The 15217-nt window shown below is 66.9% G+C and carries 15 protein-coding genes; 5 read left to right on the top strand and 10 right to left on the bottom strand.

Annotated features, from left to right (window positions below):
• Positions 1-113 precede the first annotated feature (113 nt).
• The 6 genes from AABQ55_RS08285 to AABQ55_RS08260 form a co-directional block, all read right to left on the bottom strand.
• On the bottom strand, positions 114-260 hold the full coding sequence (locus AABQ55_RS08285; protein WP_244767768.1) for a hypothetical protein: 147 nt from the start codon (positions 258-260) through the stop codon (positions 114-116).
• A 73-nt stretch (positions 261-333) separates the two neighbouring features.
• Positions 334-633, bottom strand: a complete 300-nt coding sequence (locus AABQ55_RS08280) for a type II toxin-antitoxin system RelE/ParE family toxin (protein WP_272804680.1) — start codon at positions 631-633, stop codon at positions 334-336.
• Between the two features lie 2 nt (positions 634-635).
• Positions 636-866, bottom strand: coding sequence for a ribbon-helix-helix domain-containing protein (locus AABQ55_RS08275; RefSeq protein WP_272804679.1), 231 nt, complete (start codon positions 864-866; stop codon positions 636-638).
• A gap of 48 nt (positions 867-914) precedes the next feature.
• Positions 915-4379 carry a chromosome segregation protein SMC gene (gene smc / locus AABQ55_RS08270; protein WP_272804678.1) on the bottom strand — a complete coding sequence of 1155 codons (3465 nt, stop codon included), beginning with the start codon at positions 4377-4379 and terminating at the stop codon, positions 915-917.
• Positions 4380-4628: 249 nt separating this feature from the next.
• Entirely contained in the window at positions 4629-5459 is an 831-nt protein-coding gene (locus AABQ55_RS08265) for a DsbA family protein (RefSeq protein ID WP_272804677.1), read from the bottom strand.
• Between the two features lie 195 nt (positions 5460-5654).
• Positions 5655-6176 (bottom strand): DUF721 domain-containing protein, encoded by a 522-nt coding sequence (locus AABQ55_RS08260; RefSeq protein ID WP_133034415.1) that lies wholly within the window; start codon positions 6174-6176, stop codon positions 5655-5657.
• Positions 6177-6343: 167 nt separating this feature from the next.
• Here AABQ55_RS08260 and mutY point away from each other — a divergent pair, with 167 nt between their 5' ends.
• Positions 6344-7429, top strand: a complete 1086-nt coding sequence (mutY, locus tag AABQ55_RS08255; RefSeq protein WP_272804676.1) for an A/G-specific adenine glycosylase — start codon at positions 6344-6346, stop codon at positions 7427-7429.
• Positions 7430-7561: 132 nt separating this feature from the next.
• On the top strand, positions 7562-8179 hold the full coding sequence (locus AABQ55_RS08250; protein WP_244767773.1) for an HAD family hydrolase: 618 nt from the start codon (positions 7562-7564) through the stop codon (positions 8177-8179).
• Between the two features lie 384 nt (positions 8180-8563).
• Here the strand turns inward: AABQ55_RS08250 and AABQ55_RS08245 are convergent, their stop codons facing one another.
• Positions 8564-9694 (bottom strand): site-specific DNA-methyltransferase, encoded by a 1131-nt coding sequence (locus tag AABQ55_RS08245; protein ID WP_244767774.1) that lies wholly within the window; start codon positions 9692-9694, stop codon positions 8564-8566.
• 233 nt (positions 9695-9927) lie between these two features.
• Between AABQ55_RS08245 and AABQ55_RS08240 the strand changes: the two genes are divergently transcribed.
• Positions 9928-11598 (top strand): vWA domain-containing protein, encoded by a 1671-nt coding sequence (locus AABQ55_RS08240; protein ID WP_272804675.1) that lies wholly within the window; start codon positions 9928-9930, stop codon positions 11596-11598.
• A gap of 385 nt (positions 11599-11983) precedes the next feature.
• Here the strand turns inward: AABQ55_RS08240 and AABQ55_RS08235 are convergent, their stop codons facing one another.
• Together AABQ55_RS08235 and AABQ55_RS08230 are read right to left on the bottom strand one after the other, a co-directional pair.
• Positions 11984-12331, bottom strand: a complete 348-nt coding sequence (locus AABQ55_RS08235; protein ID WP_272804674.1) for an antibiotic biosynthesis monooxygenase family protein — start codon at positions 12329-12331, stop codon at positions 11984-11986.
• Positions 12328-12657: an NIPSNAP family protein gene (locus AABQ55_RS08230; RefSeq protein ID WP_272804673.1), complete on the bottom strand. Its 330-nt coding sequence runs from the start codon at positions 12655-12657 to the stop codon at positions 12328-12330. Before AABQ55_RS08230 ends, AABQ55_RS08235 begins: the two co-directional genes overlap by 4 nt.
• A 104-nt stretch (positions 12658-12761) precedes the next feature.
• Between AABQ55_RS08230 and AABQ55_RS08225 the strand changes: the two genes are divergently transcribed.
• Together AABQ55_RS08225 and AABQ55_RS08220 are read left to right on the top strand one after the other, a co-directional pair.
• On the top strand, positions 12762-13442 hold the full coding sequence (locus AABQ55_RS08225; RefSeq protein WP_272804672.1) for an ArsR/SmtB family transcription factor: 681 nt from the start codon (positions 12762-12764) through the stop codon (positions 13440-13442).
• Between the two features lie 354 nt (positions 13443-13796).
• Entirely contained in the window at positions 13797-14486 is a 690-nt protein-coding gene (locus AABQ55_RS08220) for an HAD family hydrolase (protein WP_272804671.1), read from the top strand.
• 95 nt (positions 14487-14581) lie between these two features.
• Here AABQ55_RS08220 and AABQ55_RS08215 read toward each other — a convergent pair whose 3' ends face one another.
• Entirely contained in the window at positions 14582-15139 is a 558-nt protein-coding gene (locus AABQ55_RS08215) for a hypothetical protein (RefSeq protein WP_398432116.1), read from the bottom strand.
• Positions 15140-15217: the final 78 nt, after the last annotated feature.

Genomic DNA, 15217 nt, shown 5'->3' with positions numbered 1-15217 from the left:
CGCGACAGGTTTTTTGCTGCAATGCATCAAATTTGCAACGGCAATGCAACATTACGAGAGCCGGACAAAAGCCGTGCCCTTGGCGGGAACACGGCCTGGCGCGCCGGCAGGCTTCAGTTTCCCTCGATGGAAAGCCCCTGCTCGTCCACGCGGATCTCGACACCGTCCGGTTTCTTCTCCTGCTGCCAGGCATAATAGGAAAACCCGGCCACCACGACGATGAGGGCGCCGATGATCATGTAAAGTGCGTCTCTGCTCACGTTTGATCCCCAATTGCACGAAGGCCTGCGGGAACAGCAGGCGCTGTTGAATGCGCGAGAGGGGGATTTGTTCCTATCTTTCGAGAAGGCCGGTGCCTGTATTCTGCCGCGCCGCGAGAATGCGGACCACCAAGACGGTATCTTCGAAAAGCATGTAGAAGAGGAGATGTTCGCGATAGGGAAAGCTGCGCAGCCCCGGTGCCAACTCGGGACGCAGGCGACCGAGCGCAGGTCTTTCCGCGAGCAGATCGAGGACGCGATAGAGACCACCGATATAGGCCTCCGCCTGTGCGTCTCCCCATGTCGTTATCGTATAGGCGAGGATCGCATCCACATCCTTCTCGGCGCTTTCCGTAAAGCGGAAGGCGTGCACGATCAGGAGGCCGAAGCCCGGGCCCTGGCCAGGAAGTCCTCCGCCGCTACAGATCGGTGGCGGCCGGCGGCGAGATCATCGAGCCCCTTGCGCACGTCCTCGCGAACAGCAGCCAGATAGGTTTCATGGAGGCGGAGGGCATCGTTGACCACGGCGCTGGCGTCCGTGAAACGGCCGCTTTCGACCTCCCCGGCAATGTATTCTTCCAGTTCTTTCGCAATCGACAGCTTCATTCCATGCCTCCGGCACGCGGGAATTCTAGCATGGCTTGCCCGGGATCGCTACGACGCCTCGCGCAGCTGCTCGGCGGTCTGCAGGTCGACGGAGACGAGCTGGGAGACGCCCTGTTCGGCCATGGTGACGCCGAAGAGGCGGTTCATGCGGGCCATGGTGATGGGATTGTGCGTGATGATGACGAAGCGGGTCTCGGTGGAGGCCGCCATCTCATCCATCAGGTTGCAGTAGCGCTCGACATTGTGGTCGTCGAGCGGAGCGTCCACCTCGTCGAGCACGCAGATCGGCGCCGGATTGGTGAGGAAGACGGCGAAGATGAGGGCCATGGCCGTCAGCGCCTGCTCGCCGCCGGACAGCAGCGTCATGGTCTGCGGCTTCTTGCCCGGCGGGCGGGCGAGGATTTCGAGGCCGGCATCCAGCGGATCGTCGCTCTCGATCAGCTGCAGCTCCGCCGTGCCGCCGCCGAAAAGGTGGGTGAACAGGCGCTGGAACTGCACGTTGACTACGTCGAAGGCGGCCAGCAGGCGCTCGCGGCCCTCGCGGTTGAGGCTTTGGATCGCCGAGCGCAGCTTGCGGACCGCCTCGATGATATCCTCGCGTTCGGCGACGAGCGCATCGCGTTTTTCCGTCAGCTCGCGCTGCTCCTCCTCGGCGCGCAGGTTCACGGCGCCAAGCCGTTCGCGCTCCATCCTCAGCCGGTCGAGCTCGCGTTCGCGCTCGCGCGGATCGGGCAGCGGGCTGCCGGCGGGATGGCCGGTCAGCCGCAGCGCCTCGTGCGGCGCGCAGTTCAGCGCCTCGCGGATGCGCGCCTCGCCCTCGATGCGGCGTTCGCGCGCCGAGACGAGGCGCTCTTCCGCCCGCCCCCGCGTTTCGCGCGATTCGGCGAGCTGCGAGAGCGCGGTCGCGGCGGTGTGATCGGCCTCGCGCTGGCGGTTCTCCGCCTCCTGGAGCGCATCGGCCGCCTCGCGGCGGGCGGCCTCGGCATTGCTGAGGCCGGTCAGGAGCTCGCGGCGCTTGTCCTCGATCTCGTCCGGCGCCTCGGCCAGCTCCTCCATCTCCTCATGCGCTTCGGCTTCGCGCTCGCGCAGCGTGGCGATGTGGCTCTCGGCATTGGCGGCACGGCTTCGCCACGTCTCGCGCTCGGCTAGGATCGTCATCAGGCGGCGGCGGCGGTCGGCCATCTCGCGGGCAAGGCCGTCATGGCCGGCGCGCGCCTCGGCCAGCGTCGCGCGGTCGGTCGCGACGTCCATCGTGCGGGTGCGAAGGCTGAGGTCGAGGTCGGCAAGGTCCGGCGCCTCTTCCAGCGCGGCGCGGGCATCCTCCAGCGAGATCGCGGCCTCCTCCACCTGCGCCTCGATCTGCGCCCCGGTTTCGGAGAGCACGGCCCGGCGGCGGATGAGATCGCCGGCGGCCCGTTCGGCCGCTTCCAGCCCTTCGCGCGCCTCGGCGAGCGCCCGGGCGGCGGCGCGCTGGGCCTCGCGCGCCTGCTGCTGGCGTTGTGTCTCGGCACGGATGGCTTCACCGGCGCGGGCGAGGTCGGCTTCCGCATCACCGAGCGCGGCGCGGGCGTCCTCCAGCTCCATCTCAAGTTCGGCGAGGCGGTTCTTCTGTTCGAGGCGGAGCGCGGCGGCGCTCGGCGCATCGGCACCGGTGACATGGCCGTCCCAGCGGAAGACCGCGCCCTCGCGGGTGACGAGCCGCTGGCCGGCCTTGAGCTGCGGCAGCAGGGACAGCCCCTCCTCGACGCTGCCGGCAATGCCGATCTGCGCCAGGCGGCGGGCGAGCACGGCGGGCGCGCGGACATGGTCGATCAGCGCCGGAACGTCCTTCGGCAGGGGCGCGTCGCCGGACGCATCGCCGGACAGGCGCCAGTGCACGGGGGCGGTACTGTCGGCCGGCGAATCGAGGTCGTCGCCGAGCGCAGCGCCGAGCGCCGTCTCATAGCCTCGGTCGACATCGACGTCCTCCACGACGGGCGGGAAGGAACCGCCGGTGCCGCCAGCCTCCAGCATGCGCCGGATCGTACGGGCTTCCGTCTCGATGCCGGCAAGGCGGGCGCGGGCGGTATCGACCGGGCCGCGCAGAGCGGATTCGGCAAAACGGGCCTCCTCCAGCGCCTCCTCGACGGCGGCAAGCATCTCGCCGGCCGCCTCCAGCGCCTCCTCGGCGGACAAAACGGCGGCGCGGCGCTCTTCGGGATCGGGCAGCGCGGCGATGCGGGTATCCATTTCCGCAAGCTCGCGGGCCTGGGCATCAAGCTGCTGGCCAAGCCGCAGGTGGCGTTCGGCAAGGTCGCGGATCGCCTTTTCGAGCTGGTTGCGCACCGCCTGCGCCTCCGCCCGCTCGGCGGTGACGGCGGCGAGGGCCGCTTCGCTTTGGGCCAGCGTCGCTGCGGCGGCCTCCATCGCCTCGCGGGCGGTCTCGGCGCGCGCGTCCGCCTCGGCGAGGATCTCGCCGATCTCCTCCTCCTCGGCGGTCAGGCGCTCCAGCACGGCCGCATTGTCGGCCACCATGCGCTCCTCGCGACCGATGTCCTCGGCGAGCTGGGCGAGGCGGCGGGTGAGCTCGTCGCGGCGGCGCAGCAGCCGGGCGGAATCCTCTTCGAGCTGCGCGCGGGCGATCTGCAGGCGCTGCAGCACGGCGGCGAGCTTCGCCTCGTTCTCGCGCAGCTCCGGCAGCTTTAGGCTGGCGACGGCCTGTTCCTTGGCGGCCTGCATCTGGGCGTTGGCCCGCTCAGCGACGAGCGAGGTCGCCTGGTTGAGCTGGCTTTCGGCCTCGGCCTCGGCCTCCTTGGCCTGCGCCCAGCGGATATGCAGCAGCATCGCCTCGTGGCGGCGGATATCGGCGGAGAGCGCCTTGAAGCGGTTCGCCTGGCGGGACTGGCGCTTCAGGCTCTCGATCTGGCTTTCGAGCTGCGAAGTGACGTCGTCGAGCCGTTCGAGATTGGTCTCGGCGGCGCGCAGGCGCAGTTCCGCCTCGTGGCGGCGGGAGTGGAGGCCAGAAATGCCGGCCGCCTCTTCGAGCAGCTGGCGGCGGGCCTGCGGCTTTGCCTGGATGAGTTCACCGATACGGCCCTGCCCGACCATGGAGGGCGAGCGGGCGCCGGTGGAGGCGTCGGCAAAGAGCAGCTGCACGTCCTTGGCGCGCGCCTCCTTGCCGTTGATGCGGTAGATCGAGCCGTTCTCGCGCTCGATGCGGCGCGAGACCTGGATCTCGTCCTGATCGTTGAAGGCGGCGGGAGCCGTGCGGTCGGAATTGTCGAGATAGAGGCCGACTTCGGCGGTGTTGCGCGCCGGGCGGTTGCCCGAGCCGGAGAAGATGACGTCGTCCATGCCGGACGCACGCATGTTCTTGTAGGAGTTCTCCCCCATCACCCAGCGCAGCGCCTCGACGAGGTTCGACTTGCCGCAACCGTTCGGCCCGACAATGCCGGTGAGGCCCCGCTCGATGATGAACTCGGTGGGCTCGACGAAGGACTTGAAGCCGAGGAGGCGGAGCTTGGTGAACTTCATGCGCAGGTGGGGCGGACGAGGCCACCCCCCTCTGGCCTGCCGGCCATCTCCCCCACAAGGGGGGAGATCGGACGAAGCGGCGTCCCGCCCATCATTAACGTTGCCATTTGAGCAAGGTTCCTGCCTCCAGCCGATCTCCCTCCTTGTGGGGGAGATGGCCGGCAGGCCAGAGGGGGGTAAATCCCACCCGGAACCCAATGGAATGCGGGCGCACGACCACTGCCGTCGCCCGCAAACCCGGTCGAAGGATCAGAGCATGCTGTCGATGAGGGCCGACATGGTGTCAACCGACATGTCTCCCGAATAGCGCTTGCCGTTGATCAGGAAGGTCGGCGTCGCCGCGACGCCGAATTCCTTGGCGCCGCGCTCGCGCACCGCGTTCACATCATCCAGAAGCTTCTGGTTCGTCAAGCAGGCCTGGAAGCTCTCCTGTGTAAAACCGGCGAGTTTCGACATCTGCAGCAGCGCCTCGCGGCCGTCCTGCGCGGCGGCCCAGGTTTCCTGCTGCTTCATCAGCATGGAGATCATCGGGAAATACTGCGAGGCGTCCGAAAGCTCGGCCGGGTTCTGCGGCTTGCAGCGCGCCAGCATGAAGGCGGCGGCCGCGCGCGGATCGAACGGGAACTCGCGCATGACGAAGCGAACCTTGCCGCTGTCGACATACTTGGTCTTGATCGCGTCGAAGGTGTTGTTGTGGAAGGCTGCGCAATGCGGGCAGGTCGTCGACATGTATTCGACGATGGTGACCGGGGCATTGGCCTCGCCGAGCGCCATTTCCGGCAGCGCGCCTTCCTTCATCACCTCCGCCATGTCGACGTCGCCGTCGGCGGTGGGCACCTCGACGGACTTCGCCTCGGCGGCCGGCGCCTGGGCGGTCTCGGTCGTCGTGGTGGTCGTCGTTCCGGAGGAGGTGGCCGGCGTCGAGCTTGCGCTTTCGCCCGTCGTCGTCTGGCTGGTTTCGGGAGCCTTGGCGGTCTCCTCCTTCTTCTCGTCGGAGCAGGCAGCCAGCGTCACGGCGAGCGCCGCAACGGCAACGCCGGTCGCAAGGCGCTTCATCAGGCTCATTTCGGAAAGGGACATGGTCTCTCCTGTCGGAAGGGATGGGAATTCTCGGGTCCATTGACGCAATTCCGGAAAAAGCTTCCTTGCGCTTTTTCCGGAATTGCTCCGGGCACCCCCGTTATACCTGCTTTGGGGCGGGAACAAGCGGCGTTAAGGCAAGTAACTTCAAAGAATTGTGACCGTTCGATGGTCGGGGACGGGGCTTTCCGTCCCTTACCGGCGCCGGCCGAGCACCGCCGTGCCGAGCCGTTTCAGCGCCGCCTTCAGCGCGTCTCCCTCGATGCCGTCGACGAGGTCGTCCAGATGGCGGGCGGCCTCGCCGGTCAGCGGGCGCGGCTTGGCGCGACGGCTGGAATGCGGGCTCACCGGCTTCTGCACGATCTTCATCTGGCTCACGGCCGGAAAGCCGAAGAAGCCGTTGATGCGCTGGATGATCTCGCCCTGCTGGTGGCTGAGGAAGAGCGCGCGGGCGCCCTCGCAGGCGATCGTCAGCACGCCCGGCTGGTGGCCACCGCCCTCGCCCGTCATCTCGGAGGCGCGGCGCGGCCAGGTGATGCGCTCCGGCCGCGTGCATTCGGCAAATTCCGCCCCCGCGATCTCGTCCCACGAGCCGAGCAGCATGGTGTTGATGCCGGCGCGCTTGGCCAGCACCGGATCGATGAGGTCGTTGGCCACTTCGCTGATCTGGACGATGCCGCGCCTCTGGCCGCGCCGGGGCGCCTTGCTGGTATTCACGTATCCGCTCCCGATCGGGAAAATATTCCTGTTCCGGCGAAAAACCGACTTGAAGATCGCCGCCTGCTTCGCCAGTTATAGAACAATTCCAGCAAAAGTGTGCGAGCGTTTTGCGTCCGGAGCTGTGTTCGCATCATGGGTCGCATCGACCCCGTTTCAGGCACGTCATGACCCAAGCGCCCCGCATCGCGGCACCCGCCGATCTCGTTCTTGCCTGGTACGACCGGCACCACCGCGACCTGCCCTGGCGGGTGAGCCCGCCGATGGCGGCCCGCGGCGAAAGGCCCGATCCCTACCGCATCTGGCTCTCCGAAGTGATGCTGCAGCAGACGACGGTGCAGGCGGTCAAGGCCTATTTCGCCCTCTTCACCAGCCGCTGGCCGACGGTCACCGACCTTGCGAAGGCCGAGACGGAGGACGTGATGAAGTCCTGGGCGGGCCTCGGTTACTACGCCCGCGCGCGCAACCTCAAGAAATGCGCCGAAGCCGTCGCCTTCGAGCATGGCGGGGTGTTTCCCGACAGCGAGGACGGGCTGAAGGCCCTGCCCGGCATCGGCGACTATACCGCCGCGGCAATCGCCGCCATCGCCTTCAACCGCAGGACTGCGGTGCTGGACGGCAATGTCGAGCGCGTCATCTCCCGCCTCCACGCCATCGAAACGCCCCTGCCTGCGGCAAAGCCCGAGATGCGGGCGCTGGTGGCCGCCATGACGCCGGCGGACCGGCCGGGCGATTTCGCCCAAGCGATGATGGACCTCGGCGCGACGATCTGCACGCCGCGCCGGCCGGCCTGCGCGCTCTGTCCGCTCAATGCCGCCTGTCGCGTGCTCGGGCGCGAGGACCCGGAGCTCTATCCGCGCAAGGCCGCGAAGAAGGAAAAGCCCGTGCGGCTCGGCGCCGCCTTCGTCGCCGAGGACGAGACGGGCGCGATCTTCCTGCGCAAGCGCGGGGAAACCGGCCTTCTTGGCGGCATGACCGAGGTGCCCGGCAGCGGCTGGACGGCCCGCATCGACGGCGAGACCGGCCCTGCCGCCGCGCCCTTTGCTGCCGACTGGCAGGCCTGCGGCACCGTCACCCATGTGTTCACGCATTTCGAGTTGCGCCTCTCCATCTACCGCTCCATGGTGCCGCGCCATGTGCAGGCCGGCGAGGGATGGTGGCAGGCGAAGGAGACGCTCGACGGCGAGGCGCTGCCGACCGTCATGAAGAAGGCGATAAGGCAGGCCATACCGGATGCGTTTTCGAGGCGATAGGAATTAGGCAGTAGGCAGTAGGGAAAAGGAGCGGCAGTCGAGAAGACAAGCGACCGGGCCGGCGTCCGCCTGCTCTGCTTTTCCCTACTGCCTAATTCCTAATTCCTACTGCCTGACACAAGCGAGGAAAGCATGAACAGCATCGACATCCGACACATCGTCTTCGACATCGGCAGGGTGCTGATCCATTACGATCCGCACATTCCCTATGCCCGCCTCATTCCCGACGATGCCGAGCGCAACTGGTTCTTCACCAATGTCTGCACGCACGACTGGAACCTCGAACAGGACCGCGGCCGCGCCTGGGAGGACGCCGAGGCGCTGCTGATCGACGTGCATCCCGACCGCGCCGAGCATATCCGCGCCTTCCGCAAGCACTGGCACGAGATGGTCTCCCATGCTTATGTGGAAAGCGTCGCGATCATGGAGGCGCTGATCGCCGACGGCCGCGACGTGACCATGCTGACCAACTTCGCCGCCGATACCTTCAAGGAAGCGCGAAAACTTTACCCCTTCCTCGACATGCCGCGCGGCGTGACGGTTTCGGGCGAGATCGGCCTCATCAAGCCGGACCGTGCGATCTACGAGAAGCACACGCGCGATTTCGGCCTCTCGCCGGCCCATACGCTGTTCATCGACGACGCTCCGGCCAATGTCGAGGGGGCGCGGCTCGCCGGCTGGAACGCGGTGCAGTTCACCGATCCGGAAAAGCTGAAGGCCGACCTTGCCGCGCACGGCATCGCGCTCTGAACGGGCCTGAAAACCGAAACGCCCGGAGCCTTGCGGCTCCGGGCGTTTTCGCATTTCCGGGACTGAAGGTACGAAAACCGGAAAGGCGATATCCTGCCTGCCGGGCCGGTTGATCGGCCCCGGCTTTCCGCAACGATTTCCGTTGCTTGGCCTGATGTACTTTCGAGGTCACACTAAGCCGTTGATGGTTAACATCACCTGAATCGCATGGATGGAAATTCGGGACAGGCGGTGCCGGCAAACCCTCCCCATCGAAAGCCACAGCCCCCGGTGCAGGGAACACCGGAGGCCGCAGCTGGAGAAACGGGTAATGGCGCTTGCCGGTCTTCCATTTTCGCATTTTCCGAACGGAAGACCGGAGGCCGCTTTTTTCCTGGAAATGCTTTATTCGAGGCCGGCCATGCCGGCGCGCACCACGGCGCGCAGCGCGTCGATCGGCTTCAGCTCGGCGCCATCGGCATAGTGCCAGAAGGTCCAGCCGTTGCAGGCATCGAGCCCCTGCACCCTGGCGCCGACGCGGTGGATGGAGCCGGCGTCGTTGCCCGAGGCGAGCGTGCCGTCGGCGCGCACGATGGCGCTGTGGCGGCGGCGGGCATCGGTCAGCACCGTGCCGGGGGCGATCAGCCCGCTTTCGATCAGCGTGTTGAAGGCGACGCGTGGCTCGGCCTTCTTGCCGCTCATGACGGACAGGGTTCCGCTGCCGAGCGGTTCGACCGCCTCGATGCGCGCGCGTGCGGCATCGATATAGGCCTGCTCGCGCTCGATGCCGACGAAATGGCGGCCGAGGCGCTTGGCCACCGCGCCGGTCGTGCCGGAGCCAAAGAACGGGTCGAGCACCACGTCGCCGGGCCTGGAGGAGGCCATCAGGATGCGGGCAAGCAGCGCTTCGGGCTTCTGCGTCGGATGCACCTTCTTGCCGTCCTCGCCCTTCAGGCGCTCGCCGCCGCTGCAGATCGGGAACAGCCAGTCCGAGCGCATCTGCACGTCGTCATTGGCGGCCTTCATGGCGTCGTAGTTGAAGGTGTAGCCCTTGGCCTTGGGGTCGCGCGTCGCCCAGATCATCGTCTCGTGCGCGTTCTGGAAGCGGCGGCCCTTGAAGTTCGGCATCGGGTTCGTCTTGCGCCAGACGATGTCGTTGAGGATCCAGAAATTGAGATCCTGCAGGGTCGCGCCGACGCGGAAGATGTTGTGGTAGGAGCCGATGACCCAGATGGTCCCCGACGGCTTCAGCACGCGGCGGCAGGCGAGCAGCCAGGCACGGGTGAAGGCGTCATAGGCCTCGAAGGAGGCGAACTGGTCCCACTCGTCGTCGCAGGCATCGACAAGGCTCTGGTCCGGACGATGCAGCGCGCCGCCGAGCTGGAGATTGTAGGGCGGATCGGCGAAGATGACGTCGACGGACTGGTCCGGCAGCGCCTCGAGCGCGGCAACGCAGTCCCCCCGGATGATCGTGTCGAGCCAGCCGCTCTTGCGGGGCGAACGGGAGACGTCTGCAAGCGAAAGAACAGATGGCATGGGATACTCGCTGATACGCTGACTCGGAACTGAACTGGCGCTTATGGTTACCGAAGATGGTTACCAAAGGCTGAAGGGCTTGGAGAAAAAGCCGAAACCGTTTCACGACGGGATTTGCGATCCTCCTTTCAGTGATCGCGAATAGACGCCCCGCCTCGCCCGTCATGGAACAGCATCGCTGAGCCTTGCCGGCGTGGTCGGCCGGCGTTTGCGGGGAAACGAGGAGGAAAGACGTGCGTTTGAGAGCCGCCTTCATGCTTCTGGCGGGGCTTCTTGCCGCCACCGAGACGATTGCCGCCGACAAGACGATGATCGTGCTCGACGCGTCCGGCTCCATGTGGGGCCAGATCGGCGGGCGCAGCAAGATCGAGATCGCCCGCGAGACGCTGGGCACGGTGCTGAAATCCGTGCCCGCAGGCACCGAACTCGGCCTGATGGTCTACGGCCACCGCGAAAAGGGCTCGTGCAGCGACATCGAGCTGGCCGTCGCGCCGGGCGCGGGCACCGGGGAGGCGATCACCTCCTTCGTTTCGGGGCTCAGCCCCAAGGGCAAGACGCCGCTGACGCAATCCGTCGAGCAGGCGGCCGACATCCTCAAATATACCGAGGACAAGGCGACCGTCGTGCTGGTGACGGACGGGCTCGAGACCTGCGAGGCCGATCCCTGCGCGCTCGCCTCGGCGCTCGAAAGCAAGGGCGTCGACTTCACCACCCATGTCGTCGGCTTCGGCCTGACGGAGGAGGAAGGCCGGCAGGTCGCCTGCCTTGCCGAAAACACCGGCGGCAAGTATTTCCAGGCCTCCGATGCTTCCCAGCTCGTCGCCGCGCTGACGGAGACGGTGGCGGAAGCGCCGATGTCGAAGCCGGCCGAGGCCGTGGCGGAAGCGGAACCCGAGCCGGAGCCCGCCCTCGCGTTCAACACCGAGTTCGACAGCGTCCTTGCCGAGGGCGGCCCCTCGCTCGGCGACAACGACAATGTGTTCTGGCAGGTCTTCAAGGCGGATGCAGGCGGCAAGCCGGCCGGCGACACCCTGGAAAGCCAGTACAAGGGCAAGTTCTCCGGCAACTACCCGCCGGGCAGATATGTCGCCGTCGCGACGCTGCAAAGCGCGATCAGGCGGGAGGTGCCCTTCGAGGTGCAGGATGGCGCCGTCGCCAAACCCTTCGTCAACTTCGATGCCGGCCATGTGACGATCCATCCCAAGCGCACGCCCGAGGGTGCCGAGGACGATGCCAATGCGGGCGTCGAGATCGCCTTCGGCGGCTATTCCACCACCTACTACGGCACGGCCAGGTTCTACGCCTCGGCCGGCGAACTGAAGCTGACCGGCAAGATCGGCCCGTCCATCGTCGCGGAGACGGTCGCCGTCAAGGCGGGCGAGACGATCGAGCGCGACCTCGTCATCGGTTCGGGCGTCGTGCTCAACAAGGCGGTCTATGCGGAGGGCGGGGCGGCGGTCGATTCCGGCAACGTCTTCTTCGAGGTGGTCGCCGCCAGCAAGAACATCGACGGCACCCGCAAGAGCATCGCCTACAATTACGGCACCGGCACGAAGCTGGACGTGCCGCCGGGCGAACATGTGCTGACGGCCAAACTCGGCTCGGCGACGGGCGAGATCCCCTTCACCATCAAGGCGGGGGAGATGAAGGAAGTCACCGTCAACATCAATGCCGGTGTCCTGGCGATCACCGCGCCCGGGGCGAGCTTCATCGAGATCCTCAACGCCACGAAGGACATCCAGGGCAACCGCAAATCCATGTCCTACAATTACGGCGCCGAATGGCAGGACACGCTGCCGCCGGGGGACTATGTCGTCAACGTGAAATACGAGGGCGACGTCGCGCCGAAGGAGGCCAAGGCGACGGTGAAGGCCGGCGAGCGCTCGGAAGTGACGGTGCAGTAGGCTGGAAGCGGGGCGAAGCCGGCCCTGATCGCCGCCGGTGCCATGCCCCTTTCGCCCTGTTGGCCGGGCGATGCCTATGAACGGGTGAGGTTGCATGTGCCTCCTCTGGCTGCCGGCCATTCCCTCCCTGCGGGCAGGGTGATATGGAATGCGGCATCGCCGCTTGTCGCCTTCTCCCCCCGGGGAGAAGGTGGCCCGAAGGGTCGGATGAGGGGGTGGCTTGGATAGAGCCTTTGCGCCTCCGGCATCCCCCTCATCCGCCTGCCGGCACCTTCTCCCCGCGGGGGAGAAGGGGATGGGGCAGCGGTTTCCTCCATGTGCGATCGCCCAGCCCTTGAGGGGGAAGATGGCCGGCAGGCCAGAAGGGGCTTCCCCGCAAATTCCCCTACGCCGCATGAAAGGCCCGGCTGTCGTCCGGCGCCTCGTTGCGGTCGTTGAGGCCGTAGTCCCGGACGACGCCGGCGATGCGCAGCCGGTAGCTGTCGAGGATGCCGGCGCGGCCGAGGGCCTGGGCGGCGCGGCGCCGTTCGCTGGTCCGCCATGCCTTCACCGCCGCCTCGTCGCGCCAGAAGGAGAGCGACAGGAGCCGCGTCGGATCGGTGAGGCTGCGGAAGCGCTCGATCGAGATGAAGCCGTCGATATCGTCGAGCAGCGGGCGCAGGTCCCGGGCGGTGTCGAGATAGAGGTCGATGCGGCCGGGCGCCGGGACCACCTCGAAGATGACGGCAATCATGGCGTCACCTTCGGCGCATGCGGCAGCGAGACGTTCTTCAGGAACAGCCGGTCCTCCTTGAGGATGAAGCGCTCGCTGCGGGCGAAGTCATAGTTCTCCCGGCCGAGCGGGTCGGCGGCGAGGCGGGCGCGATAGGCCTCGTAGGCGGCAAGGCTCTCGATGTTGTAGACGCCATAGGCAGTGGTGGCGGAGCCCTCGTGCGGGGCGAAATAGCCGACGAGATCGGCGCCGCAGCGCGGGATCGCCTCGCCCCAGTTGCGGGCATAGGCGGCGAAGGCGTCCTTGCGGAACGGGTCGATCCGGTAGCGGATGAAGCAGGTGATCATCGTCGTCTCCTCGTCCTGGCGCAATCCCTTGCCGGAATTGCCGTGCTTGCGATGTCCCCTTTTCCCACATTGCCGAACGCGAATGCTTCGGCTACCATCGAAGTATGAAAGAAGGTCCCGACATTTCCCAGATCGGCGCGCTGATCGGCGATCCCGCCCGCGCCAACATGCTGACCGCGCTGATGGGCGGGCAGGCGCTGACGGCGAGCGAGCTTGCGGGCGCGGCGGGCGTCACGCTGCAGACCGCCAGCGCCCATCTTTCCCGGCTGGAGGCCGGCGGGCTTATCGCCCAGCGCAAGCAGGGCCGGCACCGTTATTTCGCGCTCGCCAACGACGAGGTGGGGCTGCTGCTCGAGAACATCATGGGCTTTGCGGCGAACCGCGGGCTGATGCGCAGCCGTCCCGGCCCGAAGGATCCGGCGCTGCGCAAGGCGCGCGTCTGCTACAACCACCTTGCCGGCGATTTCGGCGTGCGCATGCTCGACCGGCTGGTGGCCGACGGCGACGTGGCACTCGACGGCGGGGAGGCATCGCTGACGCCTTCCGGCGAGACGCGCATCGCCGCCATCGGCATCGACCTTGCCGCGCTGAAGACCCAGCGCCGCCCCGTCTGCCGCACCTGCCTCGACTGGAGCGAGCGGCGCTCGCACCTCGCCGGCTCGCTTGGCGAGGCGCTGCTCGCCCGGTTCATCGCCGACGGCTGGGCGAAGCGCGAGAAGGACAGCCGCGCCATCCGCTTCACCGCCGAGGGCGAGCGGCGGTTCCTGGCGCTCTTTCCGGAGTGACCGCTGCCCCTTACCCCGCTGCCGCGACCTTCTTCCCGCAAGCGGGGAGAAGGGGGCTGGGGCGCCGGCTTCCTCAAACAAAGACAGCCGATTGGCGGGAAGGCGAAGCGGCTTACGCCTTCGCCCCGCTTGCGGGGAGAAGGTCGCGGCAGCGGGATGAGGGGCCCTTACACCACCCTGCCCCACAAGCCGCCGCATAGCTCACGTCCGGAATCGGCAATTGTCGCGGCGCGCCCTTTCGTGTAGGGAGACCGCGGCTTCACGGGCGATCCCGCCCCTTATCCCATCGCAATTCCCGACGCCCGCCGCGTCCCGCCCCATGCGGGCAATTGCGCCATTGAAAGACGGTTTGTCATGGACGGTTTCGATCTCATCATCTTCGACTGCGACGGGGTCCTGGTCGATTCGGAAATCATCGCGGCCGAGGTGGAATCCCGGCTTCTCACCGAGGCAGGCTATCCGATCGGCGTCGAGGAGATGGGCGAGCGCTTTGCCGGCATGACCTGGCACAACATCCTGCTGACCATCGAGCGCGAGGCCGCCATCCCGCTTTCCGCCTCGCTGCTCGACAAGTCGGAGAAGCTGCTCGATGCCCGCCTTGCCCAGGAGGTGCGGGTCATCGAGGGCGTCAAGCCGATGCTCTCGCGCATCCGCAAGCCCTATTGCATCTGCTCGAACTCCGCCGCGCACCGCCTCGACATGATGCTCTCGAAGGTCGGCCTGCGGGAGGTCTTCGGTCCCTATGTCTATTCGGCCAAGGACCTCGGCCCCGATCGCGTCAAGCCGAAGCCGGATATCTTCCTATATGGCGCCGGGCAGTTCAGCGCGAACCCGGCCAACACGCTGGTCATCGAGGATTCCGTGCACGGCATCGCCGGCGCCCGCGCCGCCGGCATGCGCGTCGTCGGCTTCACCGGCGCCTCGCACACCTACCCCTCCCACGCCGACCGGCTGACGGAAGCCGGCGCGGAGACCGTGATCTCGCGCATGAGCGAGCTGCCGGGGGTTATCTCGGCGCTGGCGGAATGGCAGGGGGCGGTCTGAGCGAATAGCGAATAGCGAATAGCGAATAGCGAAGAAGCGCTTGGGGGCAAGGCGTGTCAACCTACCCTATTCGCTACTCCCCATTCGCTATTCGCTTATTTCGTGTTGTACGGCCCTTCGTCGAAGCCGACATAGACCCTCGTGAAGCCGCCGGAGCCGCCCGGCAGGGCCACGTCGCCCTTGGTGAAGATGAACTGGCCGGCCTCCGTGTTCACGGAATACTGGACGAGATCGGAATAGAGCGTCGTCTTGCCGTCCGTGGCGGCGACGCGGATCGGCACGTTGACCGTTCCGCCGGTGCTGGCCGGTCCCGTCACCACGCGGCCCTGCACCACCACGGTCATGACGAGCTGGCTCTCGTTCAGGACGCATTGGCGTGTCGTGTCGGCCAGCGTCACCTGGTAGAGCAGCTTCTGCGGATCGTCCTTGGCGCCCTTGGCATAGCGGCGCAGCACGGCCGTGCCGTCGCGCAGGTAGACCTGCGGGCACGAGCCCTGCACGACGGCGGTGCCCGTCTGCTGCTGGGCGGCGGTCTCCACCCCGGACGGGTCGCTCGTCACGCCGAGATCGGCCGGCTTGTCGGTCTGGCTGCAGCCGGCGACGACGGCGAGAAGGGATATGCCGAGAAAGCGGCGGATATTCATTCCAAACACGATACTATAACCCCTGCGATCAGGCCCCGCCCCCGGCGCGCAAGCCTTTCGGAACTCTTTTTGCGGGCCTTTTCACGA

Source organism: Shinella sp. WSD5-1, from assembly GCF_963942435.1.
Taxonomy (GTDB): Bacteria; Pseudomonadota; Alphaproteobacteria; order Rhizobiales; family Rhizobiaceae; genus Shinella; species Shinella yambaruensis.
The sequence above is the reverse complement of the archived record's forward strand: the minus strand, read 5'-3'. Positions and strand labels throughout refer to the sequence as shown.

Coding starts and splice junctions, on each gene's coding strand:
- AABQ55_RS08275 (WP_272804679.1), bottom strand. CDS start 866: ATGAAGCTGTCGATTGCGAAAGAACTGGAAGAATACATTGCCGGGGAG.
- AABQ55_RS08230 (WP_272804673.1), bottom strand. CDS start 12,657: ATGATCACCTGCTTCATCCGCTACCGGATCGACCCGTTCCGCAAGGAC.
- mutY (WP_272804676.1), top strand. CDS start 6,344: ATGACCCAAGCGCCCCGCATCGCGGCACCCGCCGATCTCGTTCTTGCC.
- AABQ55_RS08220 (WP_272804671.1), top strand. CDS start 13,797: ATGGACGGTTTCGATCTCATCATCTTCGACTGCGACGGGGTCCTGGTC.
- AABQ55_RS08250 (WP_244767773.1), top strand. CDS start 7,562: ATGAACAGCATCGACATCCGACACATCGTCTTCGACATCGGCAGGGTG.
- smc (WP_272804678.1), bottom strand. CDS start 4,379: ATGAAGTTCACCAAGCTCCGCCTCCTCGGCTTCAAGTCCTTCGTCGAG.
- AABQ55_RS08245 (WP_244767774.1), bottom strand. CDS start 9,694: ATGCCATCTGTTCTTTCGCTTGCAGACGTCTCCCGTTCGCCCCGCAAG.
- AABQ55_RS08265 (WP_272804677.1), bottom strand. CDS start 5,459: ATGTCCCTTTCCGAAATGAGCCTGATGAAGCGCCTTGCGACCGGCGTT.
- AABQ55_RS08235 (WP_272804674.1), bottom strand. CDS start 12,331: ATGATTGCCGTCATCTTCGAGGTGGTCCCGGCGCCCGGCCGCATCGAC.
- AABQ55_RS08225 (WP_272804672.1), top strand. CDS start 12,762: ATGAAAGAAGGTCCCGACATTTCCCAGATCGGCGCGCTGATCGGCGAT.